We start from the raw sequence: 23,673 nt of genomic DNA on the forward strand, positions 1-23,673 counted from the left end.
GCCGGGGGGGGGGGGGGGGGGGGGGGGGCGGGCCCCCCCCCCGGGGGGGGGGGGGGCGGGGGGGGGCCGGGGGGGGGCCCCCCCGGCCCGGGGGGCCGCCCGGCCCGGGGGCCCGGCCCCGCGACCGTTTCATCCCGTGGCAGCATGGCGGGGTGACCGGGACCGAAGCCGACGCCCGCCGGGTGCTGCGCCCACCGGCCGGCTACCGCCTGGCCGCGTCGGTGCGGTCACTGACGTTCAGCCCGTACGACCCGTGCGCGCGGGTCGCGGCGGGCACCTTCTGGTGGGCCACCCGCACCCCGGACGGGCCGGCCACCCTGGCGCTGCGCCCGTCCGCCGGTGACCTCCTCGCCGAGGGGTACGGCCCGGGAGCCGACTGGGTCGTCGAGCGCGCCGACGCGGTCGCCGGCCTCCGCGACGACCTGACCGGGTTCGCCGATCTGGCCGCCGCCCACCCGCTGGTGGCCGAGCTGGCCGCGCGGTACGTCGGGATGCGGATGCCGACCACGGGTCAGGTCTTCCCCCGGCTGCTGCGGGCGGTCTTCGAGCAGAAGGTGACCGGCAAGGAGGCCTACCGGGCGTACGCCGCCACGGTCCGGCACTTCCGCGCGGCGGCACCCGGCCCGATGCAGCCGCTCCTGCTGCCGCCGGAGGCCTCGGCGGTGGCGGCCACCCCGTACTGGGTCTTCCACCCGTTCGGCGTGGAGCAGCGGCGGGCGGAGACGCTGCGCCGGGTCGCCGCCGTGGCCGACCGGCTGGAGCGCTGCGCCGACTCGACCGAGGCGACCCGCCGGCTCACCGCGATCCCCGGCATCGGCCCCTGGACGGCGGCGGAGGTGGTCCGCGTCGCGTACGGCGACCCGGACGCGGTCAGCGTCGGCGACTACCACGTGCCGAACACGGTGGCCTGGGCCCTGGCCGGGGAGGCGCGCGGCGACGACGCGCGGATGCTGGAGCTGCTGGAGCCGTTCCGGGGGCACCGGGGCCGGGTGTGCGGGCTGCTGGAGGCCGCCGGCATCCAGGCGCCGAAGTTCGGCCCCCGGGCGCCGATCCGCTCCTTCGCCCGGTTCTGACGATCGCACCGGTCCGCCGGGGGTCGCCCCGGCGGGTGGGATCGGCGGTCAGCCCCGCCGGGCGCAGAGCCGGCGCAGGGTCCGTCCGAGCCACCACGCGTACGCGTGCTGGAAGACCCGACCGGCGGGCCCGGCGGCGCGCATGAACCAGCGGTCGGGCCGGCTGAACGCGCGTACCTCGAACCAGACCTCGCCGGATCCGTCGCGGCCGACGAGGAACGCCTCCTCGCCGCGGGCGGGGTGGCCGGGCAGGGTGCCGTAGCCGAAGCCGGCCCGGGAGCCGTCGTCGACCGCCCAGACCACCTCGCAGGGCGCGGCCAGCCGCAGCGGGCCGACACCGAGCCCGGAGACGACGCGCACGCCGGGCGCGGCCCGGTCGGCCGAGGCGTCGATCCGGATGCCCGCGGCCCGGTGCAGGTGCCACGAGAGCACGGCCTCGCCTGCCGCGTCGAACGCGCCCTCGGGCAGCCGGACCCGGTGCCGCACGTGCCGCCAGCCGGCCGGCAGGTCCCCGGCCCGGGTGGCGCCGACGTGCGGATAGGTCAGTGCCGGCACGGGAGGCACCCCTTTCGGGTCGACGGACACCGCCCAGCGTACGGGGTCGGGGGCACCGCGCCCGCGGTCGACTGTGGTTGGCTGGGCGCGTGAGAACACCCCCGTTGATCGCGCCGGCCACCCTCCTCGACGCCGGCGAGATCCTCACCGTGCAGCGCGCCGCCTACCTCACCGAGGCGCAGCGCTACGGCGACCCGTTCCTGCCGCCGCTGACCGAGACGTTGGAGGAGGTGCGCGCCGCCGTCGCCGGGGCACGCACCGTGCTGACCGCCCGGGTCGGCCCACGGCTGGTGGGTTCGGTGCGTGCCCACGTCGAGGCCGGCGTCGCCCACGTCGGGCGGCTCGCCGTCGCCCCGGACCAGCAGGGTTGCGGCATCGGCGGGCGCCTGCTGCGGGCCGTCGAGGCGATGTACGCCTCCCGGGTCGACCGGTTCGCGCTGTTCACCGGCGCGGACAGCGAGCAGAACCTCCGGTTGTACCAGCGGCACGGGTACCGGGTGGTCGGGCACCGGGCCGACGCGAACGGCGTGCGGCTCGCCCTGCTGGAGAAGCCGTCGGTCAGCGCCGTCCGCGCCGGCGCCTGAGCCACACGGATTCTCCGCCGCCCCACCGGGCTGTCGGACACCAGAGCGTCGCTCGCGCACCGTGATCCTCGCGCGGCCGGCCCCAAGACGTGCGCGCCGCTTTGCTCTGCACCCTGATACGCACCGGTTGCGCCGCGTGACCACGGCTGGGGAGAAGCCCGCCGAGAAACAGCAGGTGGGCAGGCTGGTGCGTCCCGGGGTGCAGAGCAAAGCGGCGAAGGCATCGCGTCGGCAGCCATCGGAACGTCACCAACAGTGACGAGATCCCAGCTGTGACTCACTGTGATGGCTTCGGCGCGGAGCCACGGCGCGGAAAGGCTTGACCCGCCCGACCGGCCGATGCTCAGGCGGCCTCGCGCAGATCGGCCAGGTCCAGCGGCGTACGGGCGCGGAGCAGTTCCGCCAACTCGGTGACCGAGCCGACCTCGCCGAGCACGTTCTTGCCGCCGCCGTACGACCGCGGGTAGCGGTGCACGAGCCGGTAGCGGTAGCGCCCACGGATCAGCTCGATGGTCACCCGCCACCGCCCGCAACACCCGCAGACCCACTCCGACACCCCGCGAAAGTAGCTCTGAGCTGCGGTTATCTGATTCCGGCCGGAGGGACGCCGGGGGACGCGCGGGTACACACCGCCCGCGAGCCGCCGGTGATCTGCCTCACGGCTGTCGGTGCCGTCTGATTGACTGGTCGCCGTGGAGCTGCCGATCAACCCCCCGGTCGAGCCGATGCTGGCCAAGAGCGTGCCCCGGGTGCCGACCGCCCCCGGCATGACCTACGAGCCGAAGTGGGACGGCTTCCGGTGCATCGTCTTCCGCGACGGCGACGAGGTCGAGCTGGCCAGCCGGGGCGGCAAGCTGATGACGCGCTACTTCCCGGAGGTCGTCGAGCAGGCCCGCCGCCAGCTGCCGGAGCGGTGCGCGGTCGACGGCGAGCTGATCGTCATCCGACGGGACGGGCCGGACGGCCAGCCCCGCCTCGACTTCGAGCTGCTCGCCCAGCGCATCCACCCGGCGGCCTCGCGGGTGACGATGCTGGCCGAGACCACCCCCGCCGACTTCGTCGCCTTCGACCTGCTCGCCCTCGGCGACGAGTCGCTGCTGGAGCAGCCCTACCCGCGACGGCGGGCCCGGCTGGAGGAGGCGCTGGGTGGCGTACGGCCGCCGGTGCACGTCACCCAGGTCACCACCGACCCGGAGACCGCGCACCGCTGGTTCGACGTCTTCGAGGGCGCCGGCCTGGACGGTCTCATCGCCAAGCCGGCCGACCTGCCGTACGAGCCGGGCAAGCGGCTCATGTTCAAGGTCAAGCACGCGCGCACCGCCGACGTGGTGGTGGCCGGCTTCCGGTGGCACAAGTCCGGTCCGGTGGTCGGCTCGCTCCTGCTCGGTCTCTACGACGACGACGGGGTCCTGCACCACGTCGGGGTGAGCGCGTCGTTCACCATGGCCCGTCGGCAGGAGCTGCTGGAGGAGCTGGCCCCCTACCGGGACACCGACGGCACGCACCCGTGGGTGCACGGCGACCACGAGCGCGGGCAGCGCATCCCCGGTGGGGTGAGCCGGTGGACCGGCACGAAGAACCTGGAGTGGGAGCCGCTGCGCCCCGAGCTGGTGGTCGAGGTGGGTTACGACGCGATGGAGGGCGAACGGTTCCGGCACACGGCGCGCTTCGTCCGCTGGCGGCCCGACCGTGATCCCCGCTCCTGCCGCTACGACCAGCTCGACCGGCCGGTCCGGGTCGACGTGGACCAGGTGCTGCGCGGTGACCCGACGGCGACCGTGGGGTCGCCCGACGGCCCGGCGTAGCCTGGCGCTCGACCCGATCAGGGAGGTTTCCTCGTGACCCGCACCTCCGACCGCCCCCGGTTCCGGCTGGCTCTCGCCGGTCTGGCCGCCGCCGCGCTGGTCACCGCCGGCTGCACCCTGCCTGCGTTCGCGCCCAGCACGGACGTCGAGGGTGAGGCTGCCGCACCCGGCACCGCGCCGGCCTGGCGCGCGTGCCCCGAGGTGCCTGAGGAGCTGGTCGGGCGCAGTGCGCCGGACATGCGCTACGAGTGCGCCCGCATCCGGGTTCCCCGCGACTGGGGCACCGGTTCGGGCGCCACCGCCGGTCCGGGCAGCGGTGAAACGTTCGAGATCGCCCTGCTGCGAGCCCGCTCGACCAAACAGCGTGACCGCATCGGGTCGCTGGTCATCAACCCCGGCGGTCCCGGCGGCTCGGGTGTGGACACCGCCGTCTACCTCTCCTTCGGGCCGACCTTCGGCGGGCTGCCCACCTCGGTCACCGAGCGTTTCGACATCGTCGGTTTCGACCCACGCGGGGTGGCCCGGTCCAGCCCGGTGAAGTGCATCCCGGACGCCGACCTCGACGCGACCTTCGGCTACGACCCCGACCCGGAGAGCCAGCGGTCGTTCGACGGCTTCGTCGCGCTCAGCCAGCGGATCGGTCGGGGCTGCGGCGACAAGTACGGCGACCAGCTTCCGCTCTACGGCACCGAGCAGGCCGCGCGGGACATGGACGCGGTGCGCACCGCTGTCGGCGACGAGAAGCTCACCTACCTGGGCTACTCCTACGGGACGCTGCTCGGCGCCACGTACGCGCAGCTCTACCCGCAGCGGGTCCGGGCGCTGGTGCTCGACGGCGCGGTCGATCCGCGGCAGGGGCTCGTCGCCTCCTCGGAGAGCCAGGCCAAGGGCTTCGAGCGCGCGTTCGGCAACTTCACCCGGTGGTGTGCGGCCAACGCCGGCCGGTGTCCGATCGCGCCGGACGCCCGGGCCGCGGTGACCTCGGCGATCGAGAAGGCCCAGGTCTCGCCGGTCCGGGGCGACGGCGGGCGGGAGGCGACCCCCGGCTGGGTGTTCTACGCGGTGATCTCCTCCCTCTACACCGAGGCGGGTTGGGAGGAACTGGGCGGGGCGATCGACGAGTTGGAGGGCGGCGACCCGACGGAGGTCTTCCGCCTCGCTGACGCGTACGCCGACCGTGACGAGGACGGCCGCTACTCGAACCTGTTCGACGCGAACCTGGCGGTCAACTGCGCCGACGAGGACGAGAAGCCCAGTCGGGAGCAGATCCGCCAGCTCCAGTCGCAGTGGCGGCAGAAGTACCCGCTGTTCGGCCCCGCCCTGGCCGTGGGCATGCTCTCCTGCACGGAGTGGCCGGGCGGGCGGGACCCGTACCCGACCGGCCGGGCCGACGGTGCGCCGCCGATCCTCGTGATCGGCACCACCGGCGACCCCGCCACCCCGTACGAGCAGACCCCCGCCCTGGCCTCGATGCTCGGGGTGGGCCGGGTGCTCACCTGGGAGGGCGAGGGGCACACCGCCTATCCGCAGACGGGTTGCATCACTGCTGCAGTCGACGCCTACCTGATCTCGTTGACCGTTCCCAGGGAGGGGCTGCGCTGCCCGGCCCGCTGACCGGGGGCTCCGGCTGCAGTTCGGGTATCTCGATGTCGTACCGCCGGGCGATCTCCTCCAGCAGCAGTCGCATCCGGTGCACGTCCGCCTTGAGCTGTTCCTGCTCCTCGTGCTCGAAGGCGTCGTCGTCGACGATCAGCCGGCTGGCGAAGTGCGCCGTGATCAGCGGGATGACCAGCAGGACCATGGTCGAGATGAGCAGCGCGGCAAGCGTCCGGCCGGCCCAGGTGGTCGGTGAGATGTCGCCGTAGCCGACGGTGGAGGCGGTCACCACCGCCCACCAGACCGCGTCGGCGGCGGTGCGGTTCTCCACCTGGCCGTAGATGACCCCCGCGACGACGATCATCAGCAGGTACGACGTGATCAGCGTTCGCGGCGAGTTCGCGAACCACACCAGCCCCCGGTAGATCCACCGGAACGGCGCCAGGATGTCCATGGGGCACCATGCTGCCCGGTGACCGCAACCACCGCCCGCACATCCGCCGGTGTCGCTGTGCCAGGCTCGGCGCCATGAGCGATGTGATCTTCCGCGCGGCCGTCCGTTCCGACCTGCCCGCCGTCCTGGCGCTCCTCGCCGACGACGCGCTCGGCCGGTCCCGGGAGGTCGGAGAGGTCGACGCCGCGTACGAGCGGGCGTTCGACGACATCACCGCCGACCCGCGCAACGACCTGGTGGTCACGGAGGCCGGCGGTGCGGTGGTGGGGTGTATGCAGCTCACCTACATCCCGGGGCTGAGCCGGCACGGCGCCGAGCGGCAGTTGATCGAGGCGGTCCGCGTCCGGTCCGACCAGCGGGGCCGGGGCCTGGGCCGAGAGATGATCACCTGGGCGGTCGACCGGGCGCGGGAGCGGGGATGCGGGCTGGTCCAGCTGACCACCGACAAGTCCCGCCACGACGCGCACCGCTTCTACCTGGGCCTCGGCTTCGTGGCCAGCCACGAGGGCATGAAGCTCCACCTCTGACAGTGGCCCGGCCGACCCGGTGTCACCGACGTCGGAGTGTCCCGGCCGCCGGACCCACCGTCAGGCCGTCGGTGCCGGCCGGCCCCCGTGCGACGCCGCCCAGCGCAGGCCGGCGGCGTCGACGGCGGCGTGCAGCCGTTCGGCGAACCGGGCCACGCTGCCTTCCAGCGCATCCAGATCGGCGGGACCGAGCAGCGGTACCGGGCCGTCGTCGGTCATCGCGAGCACGCACGGCGTACGCCCCTCGCTGGCGGCGCGGACCTCCGGGGAGCGCTCGTTCAGGTGCACGAGGTCGACCGGGACGGCCAGCTCGGGCACGAGATGCCGCCACTCGCGCTTGCGGCCCAACGCCCCGTGCGTGATGTCGCAGAGGGCGCACTCGGCGGTGCCCCGGACCTTGCCGACGACGTACGCCAGCTCGCCGCGCAGGCCGCCGTCGGCGTGGTAGACGCCGACCAGCCGCCGGATCACATCGCTCGGGGAGGTCATGCGGAACAGTGTGCCCCGCCCGGCTGAACGGACGCTGGACGCGGAGGAACCGCCCCCGGCGTTGTCCGGTTCTGCACCCGGCCGGCGACCTTGTTTGGCGCCTGCCTACGCAACCTGGAGCGCACCCCGGTCCACAGGATCGGCATGGCGGATGCCATGGGGATCTCGGTGGCTAGGGCGTGTCCTGCCGATCATGAGCTCTGGGGATCGTCGGAGGCAGCGTGACATCCAACCGGATGCCATAGTGCCGCCATGAAGGCAGACCTGCACAGCTACTTGAAGGGCGGCCGCGACGCGCTGCTGTGGAAGCTCGACGGGCTCAGCGAATACGACATTCGGCGTCCGTTGACCCGGACCGGCACCAACTTGCTCGGTCTGGTGAAGCACTCGGCGGCCATGGAGACCCTCTACTTCGGAGTCGTGTTCGGCCGGCCGTTCGAGCAGGAGCTGCCGTACGTCGGCGACGGAGCGGAGCCCAATGCCGACATGTGGGCGACCGCGGATGAGGCCCGCGAGGAGATCGTCGCACTGTACCGTCGCGCGATCGCCCACGCCGACACCACCATTGAAGCCCTTGCACTGGATGAGGTCGGCCGCGTGCCGTGGTGGGGCGACGCAGCGGTCACGTTGCACCACGTCCTGGTTCACGTCACCGCGGAAACACAACGGCACGCCGGTCACGCTGACATCGTGCGCGAACTCATCGACGGCGCGGCCGGGCTGCTACCCAGGAACGACAACCTGCCCCCCGCCGACGAGTCATGGTGGCTGGACTACCGCCAGCGAGTGGAGCAGGCCGCCCTCGACGCCAGCAGACGCAGCAACTAGGTCATCTGTCGATCATGGAAGCCAGATGATGGCGGCGATGTTCCACGATGTTGCGCTTGCGGTAGACAGCCTTGTCGAAGGCCGGTGGTCACCCACCGTTGCTGCCCTTGGCTGCCCGGCGGGCGACCTGGGTCCGAGCGTTCCGGGATGACGTGCCGGATGCCGCGCTGGCGCAGGGCTCGGCGGGTGGAGTCGTGGGCTTAACCCTTGTCGGCGATCAGCACGTCGGGATGTTTTGCGAGGCCCTCCGGGCCAGGCTACGCGTCCATCGACGGCGAGGTGAATCTTCGAGCTCAGTCCGCCGCGGGATCGGCCGATGGCCTCGCCATCTTGCGCACCAGGCGTCGCCGCACTTGTCGGGGAGCCCCCTCTTTGCGGGCGCCAGCGGCATGCTGGTGCACCCGCACGATCGACCAGTCGATGCTGATCCTCCACTGCACCGGTGTCCCGTCGTCATGCACCTGCGCCGCCCCGAGAATCCGATCCCAAGTCCCATCCGCGGTCCACCGGCGCAGCCGCTCGTGGCAGGTCTTCCATGGCCCATACCGTTCCGGCAGGTCACGCCACGGCGCACCCCGTACGCAGCTTCCACAAAATCCCGTTGATCACCTGCCGGTGATCCCGCCACCGCCCCCGCCAGACTCCGGTAGCAGCGGCGCGATCACCGCCACGCCTCATCGGTCAACTCACCACGACGCACCACCGGCACATCGTCAACGATCAACCGCTACAAGATCGGCAGGTCACGCCCTAGTCCACCGGCACCCGGTACACCACGTCGTAATCCGGCCCTAGGACGATGTCGGCGGTCTCGACGGCCAGGTCTCCGGCGTAGTAGGTCCGTTCGATCGTCAGGACATGCGACCCGGTCGCCTTCAGGTTCAAGGCTTGGATCTCTTCCGGGCTCGCGGGCCTGAAGGCGACCTTTTCGGTGAACGAGTCGATGCGGACGCCGATCGTGTCCATGCGGGCGACGACTCCGACCGCCGGGCCGTCTTCGGGCCACTCGATGGCGGTACCGCCGGTCACTGCCAACGGTTCGTGGCTGGCGGACAGTTGGATCGGTTCGCCGTCGGCAACGAACCGGTACCGGGTGGTCACGGTCGGGTCGCCGGGTGCGATCCCGAGTCGGGCAGCGACATCCGGGCCAGCAGTGGTGTGGGCCGACTCGTGTTCCCAGGTGCCCCATTGACCGACGGCCTCGGCGTCACGGGCGAACGGGCTTGTCGGCCCGGTGGCGGTACGCACGTCCCGGCCGTGGGCCCGGCGGGTGAGTCTGCGTCGCTGCCGGACGTAGTTGCCGGAGCCTCGCCGACCTTCGATCAAACCTTCGCGTTGCAGGATCGACAGGGCAGCTTTCACGACGGTTGTCGACACGACGTACTGCTGGCGTAGCTGCGCCTCGGTGGGCAGCTTGTCACCGGGCCCATAGGTGCCGGTGGTGATGGCGTTGCGCAACTCGTTGACGATGCGCAGGTATGCGGGTTCGGGCATGGTGAACCGCCCCCTTTCCGGTCTGCCCGGCCAGTCGACCACACCTGAGTTAGTGCGACAAATCTTGGCGGAATCGTTGCCCGCCGAATGTTAGTGCACTAACTTTCGAAGTGGCTCCGTCACCGGTTGCTTCCGGTCTGCAACCACCGCGACCGGTGACGGAGTCCCCGCCCCGTCACCGAGCCTCGGAGGCTCCCCGTGAACCTGTGGCCATTCCGTCGCCGCCGAACCCCGCCCGCCGAACCAGTCGCCAGGGCAGCCACGGCGTACCCGAACCGGTCCGGCGCTTACGGCCCTCACGTCCCGTCATGGAACCAGCGAACCGACGTCCACCCGACCACCGGGCCCCTGCTGACGCGAGGCCAGGAACACCGATCGCGGGGGCGTCGTGGCTGAACAACGCCTGACCCGAGTGCCGTTCTACGTCGAACAGGCGTCGTACTGCGTGGGCCTGCACGAACGCGCCACGTGCCCGCACTGCGTCGCCGAGGGGTGCCCGACGCTGGAAGAAGCACGGGAAGTTCTGGCCGTGTACCGGGCAGATCGGGCCCGCCGCTACGGCCTCGACAAGCGCCCCACCTAACCCGCGCAAGCAACCGCCCGGATCTATCTAAGGCTCCGGGAGTGGTTGCTTGCATCCGGGCCGGAGGTGGTCACGCCCAAGGGGCGTTCCACGCATCTGGAGAATGCGGATCAGTCCACGGGTCTGGAGGTTGTCCGGCGAGACAGCGTGGTGCTAGTCGCCAGGTTCGCCGCTCAGTCGGTGTTTCCCCTGTTCAGGTCCCGATCTCGGGAGGGCTGCACCCGCTTCGGCTCGCCGGGCATCTTCGGATGGTCCGGCGGGTACGGCATGTCGCCCTGGCCGGCCGCGGCGTCCCGGTCGGCCCACTCCAGCAGCGGGGTGATGTCCCATGCGGCGTCGTCGATCCCGGCGTGCGGGTCGCCGCGCTCCGCCAACCGGGTGGGGACGGTGCGCAGGTCGAAGTCGTCCGGGTCGACGTCGGGCAGCTCGTCCCAGGTGACCGGGGTGGAGACGGTGGCGCGGGCGTTGGCGCGCAGCGAGTACGCGCAGGCGATCGTCCGGTCACGGGCCATCTGGTTGAAGTCGACGAAGACGCGCGTGCCCCGCTCCTCCTTCCACCAGGCGGTGGTGACCAGCTCGGGCCGGCGTCGCTCCAGCTCGCGGGCCAGCGCGATGGTGGCCCGGCGGACCTCGGTGAAGGTCCATCGGGGTGCGATGCGCAGGTAGACGTGGACGCCCCGACCGCCGGAGGTCTTGGGCCAGCCGGTCGCACCCAGCTCGTCGAGGATGCCGCGCAGCTCGGCCGCCGCGGCGGCGGCGTCGGCGAAGTCGGTGCCCGGCTGCGGGTCGAGGTCGACGCGCAGCTCGTCGGGACGGTCGGTGTCGGCGGCGCGGACCGGCCAGGGGTGGAACACCACGGTGCCCATCTGGGCGGCCCAGGCCACGTGGGCGAGGTCGGCGGGGCACAGCTCGTCAGCCGTACGACCGCTCGGGAAGGCGATCCGCGCGGTCTCGACCCACGGGGGCACGCCCCGGGTCGGCACCCGCTTCTGGAAGAACATCTCCCCCTCGACGCCCTCGGGGAAGCGCTGCAGGGTGGTCGGCCGGCCGCGCAGGGCGCGCGTGATGCCGTCACCGACCGCCAGGTAGTAGTGGAACACGTCGGCCTTGGTGTAGCCGCGCTGCGGAAAGATCACCCGGTCGGGGCTGCTCAGCCGGACGGTGCGCCCGGCCACCTCGATCTCCTCGGCTGCGCTCTTCGTGCCACCCATTGCGCGACCATATGCGACGGGTGCGACGTCCGACGTACCGTTGAGGGGTGAGTCTTGACGACAGCGAACTGCCCCGCACCGAGGAAGAGTGGCGGGTCCGGCTGAGCCCCGAGGAGTTCCGGGTGCTCCGCGAGGCCGGCACCGAGCGCCCGTGGACCGGCGAGTACGTGGACACGAAGACGACGGGCGTCTACCACTGCCGGGCGTGCGGGCTGGAACTCTTCACCAGCGACACGAAGTTCGACTCGCACTGCGGGTGGCCGAGCTTCGACGACGCCATCCCCGGCCGGGTCAAGGAGATCGAGGACCGCACCCTCGGCATGACGCGCACCGAGATCCGCTGCGCCCGGTGCGACAGCCACCTCGGGCACGTCTTCCACGGTGAGGGCTTCACCCCGAAGGATACCCGGCACTGCGTCAACTCGGTCTCCATCCGTCTGGAGCCGCGCGGCGCCTGACGCTGGCTCGCCGCTCGCGATCATCGCACTCGGTCGCCGGCCGGCAGCGTCGCCAGCAACTCGACCTGGGCGTCCCGGGAACGGGCCACCCGCTCGGCGAACTCACGGACCGCCGCGCTGCCCCCGACCCTGAGGTGGGCCCGGGCGAGGTCCGCCGCCGCCGCCTGGTGCGCGCTCAGCACCGTACCGAGGACCCGATCCACCTCGGCGGGGCCGGCCCGGCGCAGCCGCTCCAGGTCGTCGGCGTCGGCGTGCCCGGTGTGGTCGTGCCGGCCCCCGGCGGTGGGGCGGCCGGCGTCCCGCAGCCAGACACGCATCGTGCCCAACTCGTCGGTCTCGGTGGCCTCGACGGCCGCGACCAGGGTCCTCAGGTGCGGATCGGTCAGCCGGCCGCGGACCGTGCGGGTCATCTCCAGGGTGCGTTCGCTGTGCGCGACGAGCGCCTCGAGGAACGGCGCGTCGACGCCCTGAAGGCTGACCGGGGTCGCGGCGGGGGCCGGTGCGGTGTCACCGTCGCCGCCAGCACAGCCGGCGACGAGGAGCAGGACGACGAGCAGGGTGTACGCGAGCCGGCGGGTCATGCCGAGCCTCCGATCGACGGTCGGCGGGTGCGGCGCGCTCTGGGTACGGGCCGCACCCGTTTCGATCAGACCTGGGTCCAGAGCGCCGGGGTGTACGGCGGCTCCCAACCGGCGAGCGCGGTGTGCGCCTGGCGGCACTGGTAGCTCGATCCGCCATAGGTGACCTGGTCTCCGACCTGGTAGGCGCGACCCGCCGTCCACGTGCCACCCGGGGCGGGCGGCGGGGTGGTGGGTGCGGCGGTCGGCGTCGGGCTGGGGCTGGTCGGTGGCGGCGTGGTCGGCGTGGGCCCGCCGCCACCGGAGACCTGAAGGTCGACGCAGGAGTAGAACGCGTTGGGGGTGTCGGCGATGTTCCACACCGCGAGGACCTTCTGCCGCCCCGCGTACCCGCCGAGGTTGACCGTGTGCGACACGGTCGCGCCCGGCTGCTGGCCCCCGCCGTTGAACACCGCGATCCGGGTGCCGCCGATGAAGTACTCCCAGTTGCTGGTGGCGTGGCGGGCGGTGTTCGTCCAGGTGAAGGTGACCGAGGTGCCGACCGAGGTGGCGGGCCACCCGCGGCCGTCGTCGTTGAGGACGGCGAACTGGGCGATGCCGGCGTGGCAACTAGGCAGCCCCTTGGGCCCCTCGACGCTCTGCGGTTCCCATCTGATCTGGCCGCAGTCGGGCACCCGGCCCTGCGCGCAGAGCGCCTGCCGGCTCGGCGGCCCGGAGACGTACCCGTGGGCCTGGGCGGGCACGGCGACCGCCAGCGAGGCGACGACCGCGCCGGTCGCCGCGAGCGGAAGGGTGAGTCGTCTTCGCATGGTGGCATCTCCTTCGGAATCCGACCTGCTGAGATGCCACCCAACATAAATTAAACCTTGTTAACAGTAAAGACTCCTGTCGATAGAAGCAGCGCTGGGCGCCAGCTCAGAGCTTCAGGAGACTCCCCCGCTCGTCCACCCGGTCGGCCGACTCGTCGTCCAGCCACACGCCGCCCGTGGCGAGGTAGCGGAAGCGGTACTCCCCCGGCCCGAGCCGCACGGTGACGGTCCGGGTACCGTCCCGGCGGGCGACGAGTTCGTGCCGGCCCGGCTCCCAGTCGTTGAAACAGCCGACGACGCTGACCGGGCCGGGCGGAGCGTCCCGGGGAAGGCAGAAGGTCACCCGGGTCTGGTTGCCGAAGAGCTTGTTGCGCTTGATCACGTGTTCCTCCGGTATCGAGGCCTGCTCCGGGTCCAACGGCCGACACGCCGGGGACGACTCGCCGCAGGCCGGATCAGGTTTGCCGGTTCCGGTTGCCGTCCTGCTGCTGTTCGTTGACGCTGAGGTGACTTGTCCATTTCACGGGGGTTTCATCATGGCGACCTGCGAGGTCTGCGGTAACGACTACTGGATGGCGTTCGAGGTGCGTACGGTCAGCGGCGACGTGCACACCTTCGACTGCTTCGAGTGCGCCATCCACAAGATGGCCCCGATCTGCGAGCACTGCCAGATCAAAATCGTCGGGCACGGCGTGGAGGTGTCCGGCCGCTTCTTCTGCTGCGCGCACTGCGCCCGCGCCGAGGAGGGCGAACAGGGAGCCCAGGTCCGCGACGCCGTCGGCTCCCGCCCCGCCTGACGAGCCGCGCGGCCCACTCGCCGCCGGGCCTTGCGGGGGGAGGCGCGGCGGGCGCGGGGCGCGGGCGGGGGCGCTCACCGAGCGAAGTGGACGGGGCGACCGTAAGCGAGCGGTAAGGACGACAGGCCGGCCCGGACGGCTAGCATCCGGACATGCCCGTCACCACCATCCGGCTGATCGCCGCCACGCTGGCCACCGCCGCCCTGGCGCTGAGCGCGTGCGGCGGCGCCGACGACCGGTCCTCCGGCGACGCGCCGGCCACCACCACCGCCGCCGCCGGCACGCCCGCCCCGGGCGGCGCCACCGCGAGCCCGGACGGTGCCAGCGGCACCCCGTCGGGCACCGACCCCACGGCCCCTGCCGTGCCGAAGACGCTCGACTTCACCGCCCGCACCGTCGACGGCGGCAGCTTCGCCGGGAGCAGCCTCGCCGGGAAGCCGGCGGTGCTGTGGTTCTGGGCGGCGTGGTGTACGCGTTGCCGGGGTGTCGCCGACTCGGTCGCCGCCGTGCAGCGGGACAACGCCGACCGCGTAAGCGTGGTCGGTGTGGCCGGCCTCGGCAGCGGCGACGACGCGATGAAGCGGTTCGCCCGGGACACCGGCATCACCGGCTTCCCGAGCCTGGCGGACGACGACGGCGTGGTCTGGCGCCGGTTCGGCGTCACCAGCCAGGAGCACTACGTGCTGCTGGACTCCGCCGGGACGGTCCGACACAACGGGCCGCTGTCCCAGGCCGACCTGCGCCGGCGCGTCGCCGAGCTGAGCTGAGCTGAGCCGACATGACCGACGCCCCCTACGGCCTCGCGCTCGGCGCCGGCCTGCTCGCCGCCGTCAACCCGTGCGGCTTCGCGCTGCTGCCCGCGTACCTCTCGATGCTCGTCCTCGGCGACGGTCCGGCGGACCGGCGCGGACCGCTCGCGCCGGTGGGCCGGGCCCTGGCCCTGACCGGCGCGATGACCCTCGGGTTCGTCGCGGTGTTCGGCGCGTTCGGGCTGCTCGCCGGCCCGGCGGCGGACGCCGTGGCCCGACGGCTGCCCTGGCTGTCGGTGGTGATCGGCGTGGCGCTGGTGGCGGCCGGCGGCTGGCTGCTCGCCGGCCGGCAGCTGCCCACGTTCACGCCGCGTCTGGCCACCGGGCCGGAGGTACGGCGGCGGTTCGGCTCGATGGTGCTGTTCGGAGCGGCGTACGCGGTCGCCTCCCTCGGCTGCACCATCGGCCCGTTCCTGGCGGTGGTGGTCGCCGGCTTCCGCGCCGGCAGCCCGGTGGCCGGGGCGGGCCTCTTCGTCGCGTACGCGATCGGGATGGGTCTGGTGGTCGGCGCGGCGGCCCTCGCGGTGGCGCTGGCCCGGGAGTCGCTGGTGCGTCGCACCCGGCGGGCCGCGCCGCTGCTCGGCCGGATCGCCGGTGCGCTGCTGGTGCTGACCGGCGGCTACGTGGCGTGGTACGGGTGGTACGAGATCCGCCTCTTCGGCGGCGGCTCCGCCGAGGACCGGGTGGTGGACACCGCCGCCGGGGCGCAGAGGGCGCTCGCCGGTTGGCTGGACGGTCTGGGCCCGTGGTGGGTCGCGGCCGTCGCCGCCGCGCTGCTCGCGATCGCCGCCGGCGTCACGGTGGTACGCCACCGGCGCGCCGCCGCGCGTCCCGCTCCCACCACCGCCGAGCAGGTCGACGTCGCCTGAGCCGACCGGACGCGGCCGCCGGGCGCCCGGCGGCGGGCCCTACCATCGCGGGGTGCCGCACACGCCCGAGGTCCGGTCCGCCTCCTTCACCGACCTGGACGCCCGCACCTTCCACGACCTGCTCCGGCTGCGCATCGACGTGTTCGTGGTGGAGCAGGCGTGCCCGTATCCGGAGCTGGACGGGCGGGACGTCGAGCCGGGTACCCGGCACCTGTGGCTGGCCGGTGACGGCGGGCCGCTGGCGTACCTGCGGATCCTCGCCGACCCGGGCGGCCTGGCCCGGATCGGCCGGGTGGTGGTGGCGCCGACGGCGCGCGGCGGCGGCCACGCCGGGCGGCTGATGGCCGCGGCCCTGGACGAGGTCGGCGACCGGCCGTGCGTGCTGGAGGCGCAGTCGCACCTGGTCGCCTTCTACGCCCGGCACGGGTTCACGGTCATCGGCCCGGAGTACGTCGAGGACGGCATCCCGCACACCCCGATGCGACGGGACGCATTGACGTAGGACGATCTGTGTGGGAGTCTGCCGGCGGAGCCAGCACGAGAGCCACGCCGCCGGCCCGGGAGGGGGCAACTCCCGGCACGTCCGGGCGTCGTCGTCCGACCTCTCTCCCGGAGGGCTCACGTGTCCCCTCAGCTCCGATCACCCCGCCTCCTGTGGCCGCTCGCCGTCGTGGCGGCCGCCATCCTCCTGTTGACCACCGCGCTGGCCAACCCCGTCTCCGCGCACGGGTCCGTGGTCGACCCGGCCTCGCGCAACTACGGCTGCTGGCAGCGCTGGGGCAGCGACTTCCAGAATCCCCGGATGGCCACCGAGGACCCGATGTGCTGGCAGGCCTGGCAGGCCAACCCGAACACGATGTGGAACTGGAACGGCCTGTTCCGGGAGGGCGTCGCCGGCAATCACCAGGGCGCCATCCCTGACGGCCAGCTGTGCAGCGGCGGCCGGACCGAGGGCGGGCGGTACAACTCCCTCGACGCGGTCGGCTCGTGGAAGACCACCCCGGTCGCCAACAGCTTCCGGGTCCGGCTCTTCGACGGCGCCAGCCACGGCGCCGACTACATCCGGGTGTACGCGACCAGGCAGGGCTTCGACGCCCTCACCGAGCCGCTGGGCTGGGACGACCTGGAGCTGGTCGGCCAGATCGGCAACACCCCGGCATCGCAGTGGAAGCCGGAGACGAACGGCGTCTCCATCGAGATCCCGGCGAACGCGCCGGGTCGCACCGGCCGGCACGTCGTCTACACGATCTGGCAGGCCAGCCACCTGGACCAGTCGTACTACCTGTGCAGCGACGTGGACTTCGGCGGTGGGTCGACCACCCCGCCGACCACTCCCCCGCCCACGACGCCGCCGCCAACCACCCCGCCGCCGACCACTCCTCCGCCCACCACTCCCCCGCCGACCACGCCGCCGCCAGCCGGTGCGTGCACGGCCACCTACCGGGTGACCGGACAGTGGGCCGGTGGCTTCCAGGGTGAGGTCACGGTGACCGCCGGAGGCGGGGCCGTCACGAACTGGTCGGTGACGTGGACCCTCGCCGGTGGGCAACAGGTCACCTCGGCCTGGAACGCCGCCGTCAGCACCAGCGGCACGAGGGTCACCGCCCGCAACATGTCGTACAACGGCGCGCTCGGGGCCGGGGCGAGCACCACGTTCGGGTTCCTCGGCTCGTGGAGCGGCACCAACCCCGTACCCACGCTGACCTGCACCGCCACCTGAGACCCGGCCGGGGTCGCGCCACCTACTCCCTCCGGCGCGGCCCCGGCCGGCCCCGGCCGGACCCGGCCGCCGTCGGGCAGCCGACAGCACGCCCCGCCCGGATGCGGTATCCCTTCATGATCCGATCGACGGATCGACGGCGTGGGGAGACGGGCGATGACGCAGTACGTGGTGGAGTTCCCCGTGGAGGCCGGTGGGACGGCCCAGTTCGAACTGGCCGACAGCGACGTGTCCGGGGAACTGCGACTGGCCTCGCCACCCGGGACGGTGATTGCCGAGCGGTCGCGGGAAACCCTGGACACCGCCCTGGAGTCGCTCCGCCCGGCGCTGCGCAGCATCCGACGGGCCCTCGCCGACGCCGCCCCCGACCACCTGGAGGTCGAGTTCGGCATCAAGGTCGGCGGGGAGAGCGGCGTCATCTTCGCCAAGGGCACGGCCGAGGTGCACTTCGTGGTGAGGATGACCTGGGGCGGCGCGTGAACCTGGCGGAGCGGGAGCGGATCATCGCCCGGATCGCCCGGAACGACGGCCCGCTCCCCGCCGGCGTGGGCTTCGTCGTCGGCCGGCGCACCATCGTCACCTGCGCCCACGTCGTCAACACCGCCCTCGGCCGGTCCCTGCTGCACCAGGACCGGCCGACCGCCGACGAGCTGGTCACCGTGCTGTTTCCGCTCCTGCCCGGCGACGCCGGCGCCCAGACCCGCCGGTTCCGGGTGGCGGCCTGGCAACCACCGCCACGGACCGGACTGATCGGCGGCGACGTCGCCGGCCTGGTCTGCGACCGGGACCTGCCGCCGGGGGTACGCCCGGCCCGCCTGGCCCGACGGGGCGACCAGTGGGGGCAGGACGTGCTGCTGTTCGGCTTCCCGGGTAACCCGCCCCGGCAGGATCGGGGCGCCTGGACCGGCGGCAGCCTGCGCGGGGTCGTCGGTCAGGGCGCGCTCCAGGTCGACCATGCGACCGAGGCGGCGCTGCGGGCCCAGCCCGGCTACAGCGGCTCGCCCCTCATCGTCCGCGTCGACGGGCAGGACCGCGTGGTCGGCATGCTCTCCGTGGCCAGCGCCGACGACCGGGTCCGCGACGCGTACGCCCAGTCGGTATTCCACCTGTCCGGGGCGTGGCCCCGGGCACGACTCTTCTCCTCCCACCCGGACGCGGAACCGGGCGGGCACGCCGCGTTCGTCGCCGCCGTGCGGTCGATCGTGTCCCGGGCCCCGGCCGACGCCCGCCTCCGGTCGACGGCCACCGTCCAGCCGGGCGAACTCCAGACCATCCGCCACAAGTTCGGCATCCCGCCGGACGAGGAGATTCTCTATCTGCGCGGCAAGATGGGCATCTTCTTCAACTACGTGGCGTTGGTCCTCACCTCGTACGGCATCCGCCTGGTCCGGGACGCCGCCGGCCTCGGTCCGGTCCTGCTGCCGTACGCCGACCTGGTCGACACGACCCGTCGGGTCCGCACGGTCCCCAGCAAGAACGCGTATCGCCGCGTCCAGGGGTTCTACCTGGACTGCCAGGCTCGCGAGTTCAGCGTCTACACCCCGGACGCCGGCGGAGCGGAGTCCTGGGAACGGCTCGGAGAGGTCATCGACCAGATCCGCTCGATGATGACCGACGACCACTGACCTCCGTCATCGGAGCCAGCCGGCCGGGCAGGTCGAAGAGGGAATCCAGCCGACGCTCGGCCGGCACCGGGTGCCGGGCCGTCGCATCGATCAGGAAGGCGCGGATCCCGACGGCCTCCGGTCCGGCGTAGTCGGCCACGAAGGTGTCGCCGACGAAGACCGCGGCCGACGCGGGCACACCCAACGTGTCCAGCGCGGCCGCGTAGATCGCCGGGTGGGGTTTGCGCCAGCCGACCTCGACCGACGTGACCACCGCGTCCACCAGGTGCGCGACGCCCATCGCGGCGAGGTGGCCGGGGACCAGGTCCGCCCGGTGCGTGTTGGTGACGACCGCCAGCCGGCGGGTGGCGGCGAGGTCGGCGAGCAGGTCCGGCATCCCGGCCGGTACGCGCACCGCGCTGTTCCACTCCCGCAGGTACGTCACCACGAACGTCTCCACGTCGGCCGGAGCGGCCGGCTCGCCGAGCACCCGGGCCAGGAACTCGGTGCCGACCTCCGTCATGGAGAACTCGGAGTCGTCGGCGTCACTGCGCCGGTCGAACTCGGCGCACACGGCCGACCAGGCGGTGAGGAAGTCGGGCCGGCTCAGGTCGGCGCCCCAGCGCCGGAGCAGGGCGTGGGACTCCGGGTAGCCCTGGTCGGTGCGGCTGGGCGAGTAGTCGACGATGGTGCCAAAGAAGTCGAGCAGCAGGTGCGTCCCCATCGCCGCATCCTGCCCGCCGGCGTGGAGCGTTGTGTTAAGAGGGGCCCCCGGTACAACGCGAGACGTTAAGCGGGGGCCCTTCCTTACACCAGGCCGTTCACGATGTCGGCGACGGAGCGGCGGCGGCCGGTGTAGAACGGGATCTCCTCGCGCACGTGCCGGCGGGCGCCGGAGGCCCGCAGGTCGCGCATCAGGTCGACGATCCGGTGCAGCTCGTCGGCCTCGAAGGCGAGCATCCACTCGTAGTCCCCGAGCGCGAACGAGGCCACCGTGTTGGCGCGCACGTCCGGGTAGCCACGGGCCATCTGGCCGTGCTCCTTCAGCAGTTCCCGGCGCTCGGCGTCGGGCAGCAGGTACCACTCGTAGGAGCGGACGAACGGGTACACGCACAGGTACGGGCGGGCCTCCTCACCGGCGAGGAACGCCGGGATGTGGCTCTTGTTGAACTCGGCCGGCCGGTGCAGCGCCATCTGCGACCAGACCGGGGTGAGCGACCGGCCCAGGGTGGTGCGGCGGAAGCGCAGGTACGCGTCCTGCAGGGCGTCGCTGGACGCCGAGTGCCACCAGATCAGCACGTCCGCGTCGGCGCGCAGGCCGGAGACGTCGTACGTGCCCCGGACCACGACGTCCTTGCCGGCGAGTTCCTCGAAGAGGGCCTCGACCTCGCCGGTGACGTTCTCGCGCAGCGACGGGAGCGGGCTGCTGGCCCGGTACACCGACCACATGGTGTAGCGGATGCTGGCGTTGAGCTCCCGAAGCCGGGCCGCGTTGGTCTGCTCGGTCATGACCCCGATCCTCCCAGTGCAGTGATGATCTCTTCGGCCGCGGTGCCGCCGGAGCGGACGCAGACCGGGATGCCGACCCCGTCGTAGCCGGCGCCGGCCAGCGCCAGGGTCGGGTGGCTGGACCGCAGGGCGGCGCGCGCGGCGGCCACCCGGTCGGCGTGACCCGGGGCGTACTGCGGCAGGGACCCGCCCCACCGCTGCACGTGCCCCGCCACCGGCGCCGGCAGCGCGGTGCCGAGCACCGCCGACAGTTCGCGGTGCACGGTGGCGGCCAGGTCGGCGTCGGGGCGCTGGAGCTGCTCCTCCTCGCCGTACCGGCCGACGGATGCGCGGACCAGGGCCAGCCCGTCCGGCCGGCGCAGGTGCCCCCACTTGGTGGTGAAGAACGTGGACGCCTTGATCAGCAGCCCCTCCGTGGACGGCACCAGGAAGCCGGACAGCTCCGGCAGGGCCGGCTCCGGCAGCGCGAGGGTGACCAGCGCGACGCTCGCGTAGTCCAGCCCACCGATGCCCGCCGCCGTCTCGTCGGCGACGCCGGCCAGCAGGCGCGCCGCCGGCCGGGCCGGCACGGCGAGGACCACCGCGTCGACGTCGACGTGTTGCGGGTCGCGGGTCGGGCCGACGGTCAGTCGCCAGCCGTCGCCGGCCGGGGTCAGCTCGCGGACCGTCGCGTTCGTGCGGACCGTCGCACCGCTGGCCGTCGCGGCGGCGTCGACCAGGGTGCTCAGGCCGCCGGCCAGGGTGCCGAAGACCGGCGTGCCGGGGGCGCGGGGCGCCACCGCCTGGGCGGCGCGGACCGCACCGACGAGGGTGTGCTCGACGCGGGCGGCCCGGGCCAGCGCCGGCATCGTGGTGACCAGGGACAGGTCGTCGGCGCGGCCCGCGTACACGCCGCCGAGCATCGGGTCAACCAGCCGGTCGACCACCTCGTCGCCGAACCGCGCGCGGACCAGGGCGCCGACCGCGACGTCATCGTCCGGGCCGAGCAACGGGCCGCCACCGTCGGTGTCGGCGTCCACTGCCGGTCGCGCGACCGTGGTCACCCGTTCCAGATCCCCCGGTACGCCCACCAGGGTGCCGCCCGGGATCGGGCGCAGCCCTCCGTCGACCACCAGCGCGGCCTGCCCGACGGTGGGGTGCACGATGCGGTCGGCCAGACCGAGCCGGCGGACCAGGGCCACCGCGGCCGACTCGCCGCCGGCCGGGTCGCGCATGAGGAACGACTCGGCGCCGAACTCCACCGCCGAGCCGGCCAGCTCGCCGGTGCGCAGCTTGCCGCCGAGGGCGCCGGACTGCTCGTACACGGCGATCTCGGTGCCGGCGGGCGCGCGGTCGCGCAACCGGACCGCGGCGGCCAACCCGGCGATCCCGCCGCCGACCACCGCCACCCGCCACGGCGTCCGCACGGTGCTCAGCCCTGGTCGGAGGGGCGGGCGGACAGCTCGTGCACCAGGGCGACCACCCGGGTCAGCACGTCGGGGTCGGTCTCCGGGAGCACGCCGTGCCCCAGGTTGAACACGTGGCCCGGCGCCGCGCGACCCTGCTCCACGATCCGCCGCACCTCGGCCTCCACCGCCGGCCAGGGTGCGAGCAGCACGCACGGGTCGAGGTTGCCCTGCACCGCCCGGTCCGGGCCGATCCGGCGGGTCGCGACGTCCAGCGGCGTACGCCAGTCGACGCCGACCACGTCGACGCCGGCCTCGCCCATCGTGGCCAGCAACTCGCCCGTGCCCACCCCGAAGTGGATGCGGGGCACACCGGCGTCGGCGAGCCCGGACAGCACGGCGGCGGAGTGCGGCAGCACGAAGCGGCGGTAGTCGGCCTCGGAGAGCGCGCCGGCCCAGGAGTCGAAGAGCTGCACCGCGGACACCCCGGCGTCGATCTGCACCCGCAGGAACGCCAGCGTCACCTCGGCCAGCCGGCCGGCCAGGGCGTGCCACAGCTCCGGCTGCCCGTACATGAGGGCCTTGGTCTTCGCGTGCGTCCGCGACGGCCCGCCCTCGACGAGGTAGCTGGCCAGGGTGAACGGCGCCCCGGCGAAGCCGATCAGCGGGGTGTCGCCCAGCTCCGCGACGAGCAGCCGGACCGCCTCGTCCACGTACGAGACGTCCTCGCGGGTGATCGGGCGGATCTTCTCGACGTCGTCGAGGGTGCGCACCGGCTCGGCGACGACCGGCCCGGTGCCGGGCACGATGTCCAGGTCGACACCGGCGGCGGCGACCGGCACCACGATGTCGCTGAACAGGATCGCGGCGTCCACCCCGTGCCGGCGGACCGGCTGGAGGGTGATCTCGGTGACCAGGTCCGGGCGGCGGCAGGACTCCAGCATCGCGACGTTGGCCCGGATCTCCCGGTACTCCGGCAGCGAGCGACCCGCCTGGCGCATGAACCAGACCGGGGTGTGCGAGCGGGGCTGACGCCGGCACGCCCGGACGAAGGGAGAGTCGGCCGGTCCGCCGGGGCGGGGGTCGTCGTCTCGGGCGACGGTGCCCGTGGTGTCGGTGCTCATCGCGGCAATCGTGCCACGCGGCCCACCCGCGCCCACGCCCACCATCACCTTTTGTGACGTGAAAGGAAGGGCCCCCCGTTAACGCCTCCGGTAGAGGAAGGGCCCCCGGTTAACACCCCGGCGTGCACGTGCGGAGAGCCACCGTCCCGGGGCCGGGACTTCGGCGCGCCGTACGGGTCGGCGGGCGGCCGGCGGCTTACGCTTCCGGCATGGCCCCCCCGATCGCGCTCCCGGAGACCTTCGCCCGCGCGGTCGCCGGGCTGCGGTCCGCGGCGCCCCGGCCGGAGATCCTGCTGGAGGAGGTGGGCGCGCCGCAGCGGCTCGCCCCGTACGCCTTCGCGCTCTCCGCGACCGTGCTGCGCGACGGCGACGAGGTGGCCACCGGGCGGCTGATCCTGCTGCACGACCCGGCGGGCCACGAGGCGTGGCAGGGCACCCTGCGGCTGGTCACGTACGTGACGGCGGAGCTGGAGGTGGACCTGGCCGCCGACCCGCTCCTGCCCGGCGTGGGCTGGACGTGGCTGACCGACGCCCTCGACGCGCAGGACGCCGGGCACCGGGCGATCGGTGGCACGATCACCCAGACCATGTCGACGCGGTTCGGTGACCTGGCCGGGCCGCCGGCCGCCGGTGACGTCGAGATCCGGGCCTCCTGGACTCCGCTCGACGACGACCTGGCCCCGCACCTGAACGCCTGGTGCGCGCTGCTCGCCTCGACGGCCGGCCTGCCGCCGCCGGGGGTCACGGCGCTGCCCGAGCGGCGTCCCGCCGGCGCCGCCTGAGCGCCCCCGGAGGACACCCGGACGTCATCC

General features: G+C 73.3%; 29 protein-coding genes and 1 pseudogene. 16 read left to right on the forward strand and 14 right to left on the reverse strand.

Features of this window, described 5'->3' with window-relative positions:
- Positions 1-152 precede the first annotated feature (152 nt).
- Entirely contained in the window at positions 153-1,073 is a 921-nt protein-coding gene (locus ACIBR0_RS08195; RefSeq protein ID WP_396713448.1) for a DNA-3-methyladenine glycosylase family protein, read from the forward strand.
- Between the two features lie 48 nt (positions 1,074-1,121).
- Here ACIBR0_RS08195 and ACIBR0_RS08200 read toward each other — a convergent pair whose 3' ends face one another.
- Positions 1,122-1,628: a DUF1990 family protein gene (locus tag ACIBR0_RS08200; protein WP_396713450.1), complete on the reverse strand. Its 507-nt coding sequence runs from the start codon at positions 1,626-1,628 to the stop codon at positions 1,122-1,124.
- Between the two features lie 89 nt (positions 1,629-1,717).
- Between ACIBR0_RS08200 and ACIBR0_RS08205 the strand changes: the two genes are divergently transcribed.
- The gene (locus ACIBR0_RS08205; protein ID WP_357033920.1) at positions 1,718-2,212 is read left to right on the forward strand and encodes a GNAT family N-acetyltransferase; all 495 of its coding nucleotides are present in this window, start codon (positions 1,718-1,720) and stop codon (positions 2,210-2,212) included.
- Positions 2,213-2,555: 343 nt separating this feature from the next.
- On the opposite strand, the gene ACIBR0_RS08210 is transcribed toward ACIBR0_RS08205, so the two are convergent.
- Complete coding sequence (locus tag ACIBR0_RS08210; protein WP_357033918.1) at positions 2,556-2,768, reverse strand: hypothetical protein; 213 nt, start codon at positions 2,766-2,768, stop codon at positions 2,556-2,558.
- A gap of 136 nt (positions 2,769-2,904) precedes the next feature.
- Between ACIBR0_RS08210 and ACIBR0_RS08215 the strand changes: the two genes are divergently transcribed.
- Both ACIBR0_RS08215 and ACIBR0_RS08220 read left to right on the forward strand, forming a co-directional pair.
- Positions 2,905-4,017: an ATP-dependent DNA ligase gene (locus ACIBR0_RS08215; protein WP_396713453.1), complete on the forward strand. Its 1,113-nt coding sequence runs from the start codon at positions 2,905-2,907 to the stop codon at positions 4,015-4,017.
- Between the two features lie 66 nt (positions 4,018-4,083).
- Positions 4,084-5,631 carry an alpha/beta hydrolase gene (locus ACIBR0_RS08220; RefSeq protein WP_396713807.1) on the forward strand — a complete coding sequence of 516 codons (1,548 nt, stop codon included), beginning with the start codon at positions 4,084-4,086 and terminating at the stop codon, positions 5,629-5,631.
- On the opposite strand, the gene ACIBR0_RS08225 is transcribed toward ACIBR0_RS08220, so the two are convergent.
- Positions 5,558-6,067 (reverse strand): potassium channel family protein, encoded by a 510-nt coding sequence (locus ACIBR0_RS08225; protein WP_396713455.1) that lies wholly within the window; start codon positions 6,065-6,067, stop codon positions 5,558-5,560. The two genes, ACIBR0_RS08220 and ACIBR0_RS08225, sit on opposite strands and share 74 nt — an antisense overlap.
- A gap of 74 nt (positions 6,068-6,141) precedes the next feature.
- On the opposite strand from ACIBR0_RS08225, the gene ACIBR0_RS08230 reads away from it, so the two are divergent.
- The gene (locus tag ACIBR0_RS08230) at positions 6,142-6,594 is read left to right on the forward strand and encodes a GNAT family N-acetyltransferase (RefSeq protein ID WP_396713457.1); all 453 of its coding nucleotides are present in this window, start codon (positions 6,142-6,144) and stop codon (positions 6,592-6,594) included.
- Between the two features lie 60 nt (positions 6,595-6,654).
- Here the strand turns inward: ACIBR0_RS08230 and ACIBR0_RS08235 are convergent, their stop codons facing one another.
- Entirely contained in the window at positions 6,655-7,083 is a 429-nt protein-coding gene (locus ACIBR0_RS08235; protein ID WP_396713459.1) for a hypothetical protein, read from the reverse strand.
- Between the two features lie 252 nt (positions 7,084-7,335).
- Here ACIBR0_RS08235 and ACIBR0_RS08240 point away from each other — a divergent pair, with 252 nt between their 5' ends.
- Complete coding sequence (locus tag ACIBR0_RS08240) at positions 7,336-7,911, forward strand: DinB family protein (RefSeq protein WP_396713461.1); 576 nt, start codon at positions 7,336-7,338, stop codon at positions 7,909-7,911.
- 91 nt (positions 7,912-8,002) lie between these two features.
- Here ACIBR0_RS08240 and ACIBR0_RS08245 read toward each other — a convergent pair.
- A pseudogene (locus ACIBR0_RS08245) lies at positions 8,003-8,611 on the reverse strand (IS5 family transposase); the annotation flags it as partial.
- A gap of 50 nt (positions 8,612-8,661) precedes the next feature.
- Positions 8,662-9,405, reverse strand: coding sequence for a GntR family transcriptional regulator (locus ACIBR0_RS08250; protein ID WP_396713463.1), 744 nt, complete (start codon positions 9,403-9,405; stop codon positions 8,662-8,664).
- Positions 9,406-9,793: 388 nt separating this feature from the next.
- Between ACIBR0_RS08250 and ACIBR0_RS08255 the strand changes: the two genes are divergently transcribed.
- Positions 9,794-9,988 (forward strand): hypothetical protein, encoded by a 195-nt coding sequence (locus ACIBR0_RS08255; RefSeq protein ID WP_396713465.1) that lies wholly within the window; start codon positions 9,794-9,796, stop codon positions 9,986-9,988.
- Between the two features lie 173 nt (positions 9,989-10,161).
- Here ACIBR0_RS08255 and ligD read toward each other — a convergent pair whose 3' ends face one another.
- Positions 10,162-11,199, reverse strand: a complete 1,038-nt coding sequence (ligD, locus tag ACIBR0_RS08260) for a non-homologous end-joining DNA ligase (protein WP_396713467.1) — start codon at positions 11,197-11,199, stop codon at positions 10,162-10,164.
- 47 nt (positions 11,200-11,246) lie between these two features.
- Between ligD and msrB the strand changes: the two genes are divergently transcribed.
- Positions 11,247-11,657 (forward strand): peptide-methionine (R)-S-oxide reductase MsrB, encoded by a 411-nt coding sequence (msrB, locus tag ACIBR0_RS08265; protein WP_396713469.1) that lies wholly within the window; start codon positions 11,247-11,249, stop codon positions 11,655-11,657.
- A gap of 20 nt (positions 11,658-11,677) precedes the next feature.
- On the opposite strand, the gene ACIBR0_RS08270 is transcribed toward msrB, so the two are convergent.
- From ACIBR0_RS08270 to ACIBR0_RS08280, 3 genes are all read right to left on the reverse strand, one after another.
- Positions 11,678-12,319: a DUF305 domain-containing protein gene (locus tag ACIBR0_RS08270; RefSeq protein ID WP_396713809.1), complete on the reverse strand. Its 642-nt coding sequence runs from the start codon at positions 12,317-12,319 to the stop codon at positions 11,678-11,680.
- Positions 12,304-13,044: a lytic polysaccharide monooxygenase gene (locus ACIBR0_RS08275; RefSeq protein WP_396713471.1), complete on the reverse strand. Its 741-nt coding sequence runs from the start codon at positions 13,042-13,044 to the stop codon at positions 12,304-12,306. Before ACIBR0_RS08275 ends, ACIBR0_RS08270 begins: the two co-directional genes overlap by 16 nt.
- A 106-nt stretch (positions 13,045-13,150) precedes the next feature.
- Entirely contained in the window at positions 13,151-13,426 is a 276-nt protein-coding gene (locus tag ACIBR0_RS08280; RefSeq protein ID WP_357033902.1) for an isoamylase early set domain-containing protein, read from the reverse strand.
- Between the two features lie 154 nt (positions 13,427-13,580).
- On the opposite strand from ACIBR0_RS08280, the gene ACIBR0_RS08285 reads away from it, so the two are divergent.
- The 7 genes from ACIBR0_RS08285 to ACIBR0_RS08315 all read left to right on the forward strand — a co-directional run bounded on the left by ACIBR0_RS08285 (position 13,581) and on the right by ACIBR0_RS08315 (position 18,864).
- Positions 13,581-13,841, forward strand: coding sequence for a Prokaryotic metallothionein (locus tag ACIBR0_RS08285; RefSeq protein ID WP_396713473.1), 261 nt, complete (start codon positions 13,581-13,583; stop codon positions 13,839-13,841).
- 152 nt (positions 13,842-13,993) lie between these two features.
- Positions 13,994-14,608, forward strand: a complete 615-nt coding sequence (locus tag ACIBR0_RS08290; protein ID WP_396713475.1) for a redoxin domain-containing protein — start codon at positions 13,994-13,996, stop codon at positions 14,606-14,608.
- 11 nt (positions 14,609-14,619) lie between these two features.
- Positions 14,620-15,519 carry a cytochrome c biogenesis CcdA family protein gene (locus ACIBR0_RS08295; RefSeq protein WP_396713477.1) on the forward strand — a complete coding sequence of 300 codons (900 nt, stop codon included), beginning with the start codon at positions 14,620-14,622 and terminating at the stop codon, positions 15,517-15,519.
- A 52-nt stretch (positions 15,520-15,571) separates the two neighbouring features.
- Positions 15,572-16,021, forward strand: coding sequence for a GNAT family N-acetyltransferase (locus tag ACIBR0_RS08300; protein ID WP_396713479.1), 450 nt, complete (start codon positions 15,572-15,574; stop codon positions 16,019-16,021).
- A 120-nt stretch (positions 16,022-16,141) separates the two neighbouring features.
- A complete protein-coding gene (locus ACIBR0_RS08305) occupies positions 16,142-17,239 on the forward strand; it encodes a lytic polysaccharide monooxygenase (protein ID WP_396713481.1) in 1,098 nt (365 codons plus the stop codon).
- A 156-nt stretch (positions 17,240-17,395) separates the two neighbouring features.
- Positions 17,396-17,719, forward strand: a complete 324-nt coding sequence (locus tag ACIBR0_RS08310; protein ID WP_396713483.1) for a CU044_2847 family protein — start codon at positions 17,396-17,398, stop codon at positions 17,717-17,719.
- Positions 17,716-18,864, forward strand: a complete 1,149-nt coding sequence (locus tag ACIBR0_RS08315; protein WP_396713485.1) for a trypsin-like serine peptidase — start codon at positions 17,716-17,718, stop codon at positions 18,862-18,864. The genes ACIBR0_RS08310 and ACIBR0_RS08315 overlap by 4 nt, the downstream gene beginning before the upstream one ends.
- Here the strand turns inward: ACIBR0_RS08315 and ACIBR0_RS08320 are convergent.
- From ACIBR0_RS08320 to hemE, 4 genes are all read right to left on the reverse strand, one after another.
- Positions 18,824-19,567 (reverse strand): HAD family hydrolase, encoded by a 744-nt coding sequence (locus ACIBR0_RS08320; RefSeq protein WP_396713487.1) that lies wholly within the window; start codon positions 19,565-19,567, stop codon positions 18,824-18,826. The genes ACIBR0_RS08315 and ACIBR0_RS08320 overlap by 41 nt on opposite strands.
- A gap of 83 nt (positions 19,568-19,650) precedes the next feature.
- A complete protein-coding gene (hemQ, locus tag ACIBR0_RS08325; protein ID WP_357040552.1) occupies positions 19,651-20,352 on the reverse strand; it encodes a hydrogen peroxide-dependent heme synthase in 702 nt (233 codons plus the stop codon).
- Positions 20,349-21,758, reverse strand: a complete 1,410-nt coding sequence (hemG, locus tag ACIBR0_RS08330) for a protoporphyrinogen oxidase (RefSeq protein WP_396713490.1) — start codon at positions 21,756-21,758, stop codon at positions 20,349-20,351. Before hemG ends, hemQ begins: the two co-directional genes overlap by 4 nt.
- A 5-nt stretch (positions 21,759-21,763) precedes the next feature.
- Positions 21,764-22,861, reverse strand: a complete 1,098-nt coding sequence (gene hemE, locus ACIBR0_RS08335) for a uroporphyrinogen decarboxylase (protein ID WP_396713492.1) — start codon at positions 22,859-22,861, stop codon at positions 21,764-21,766.
- Between the two features lie 209 nt (positions 22,862-23,070).
- On the opposite strand from hemE, the gene ACIBR0_RS08340 reads away from it, so the two are divergent.
- Positions 23,071-23,643 carry a DUF3000 domain-containing protein gene (locus ACIBR0_RS08340; RefSeq protein ID WP_396713494.1) on the forward strand — a complete coding sequence of 191 codons (573 nt, stop codon included), beginning with the start codon at positions 23,071-23,073 and terminating at the stop codon, positions 23,641-23,643.
- Positions 23,644-23,673: the final 30 nt, after the last annotated feature.

Origin of the sequence: Micromonospora sp. NPDC049497 (genome assembly GCF_044465805.1) — a bacterium.
Lineage (GTDB): Bacteria > Actinomycetota > Actinomycetes > Mycobacteriales > Micromonosporaceae > Micromonospora.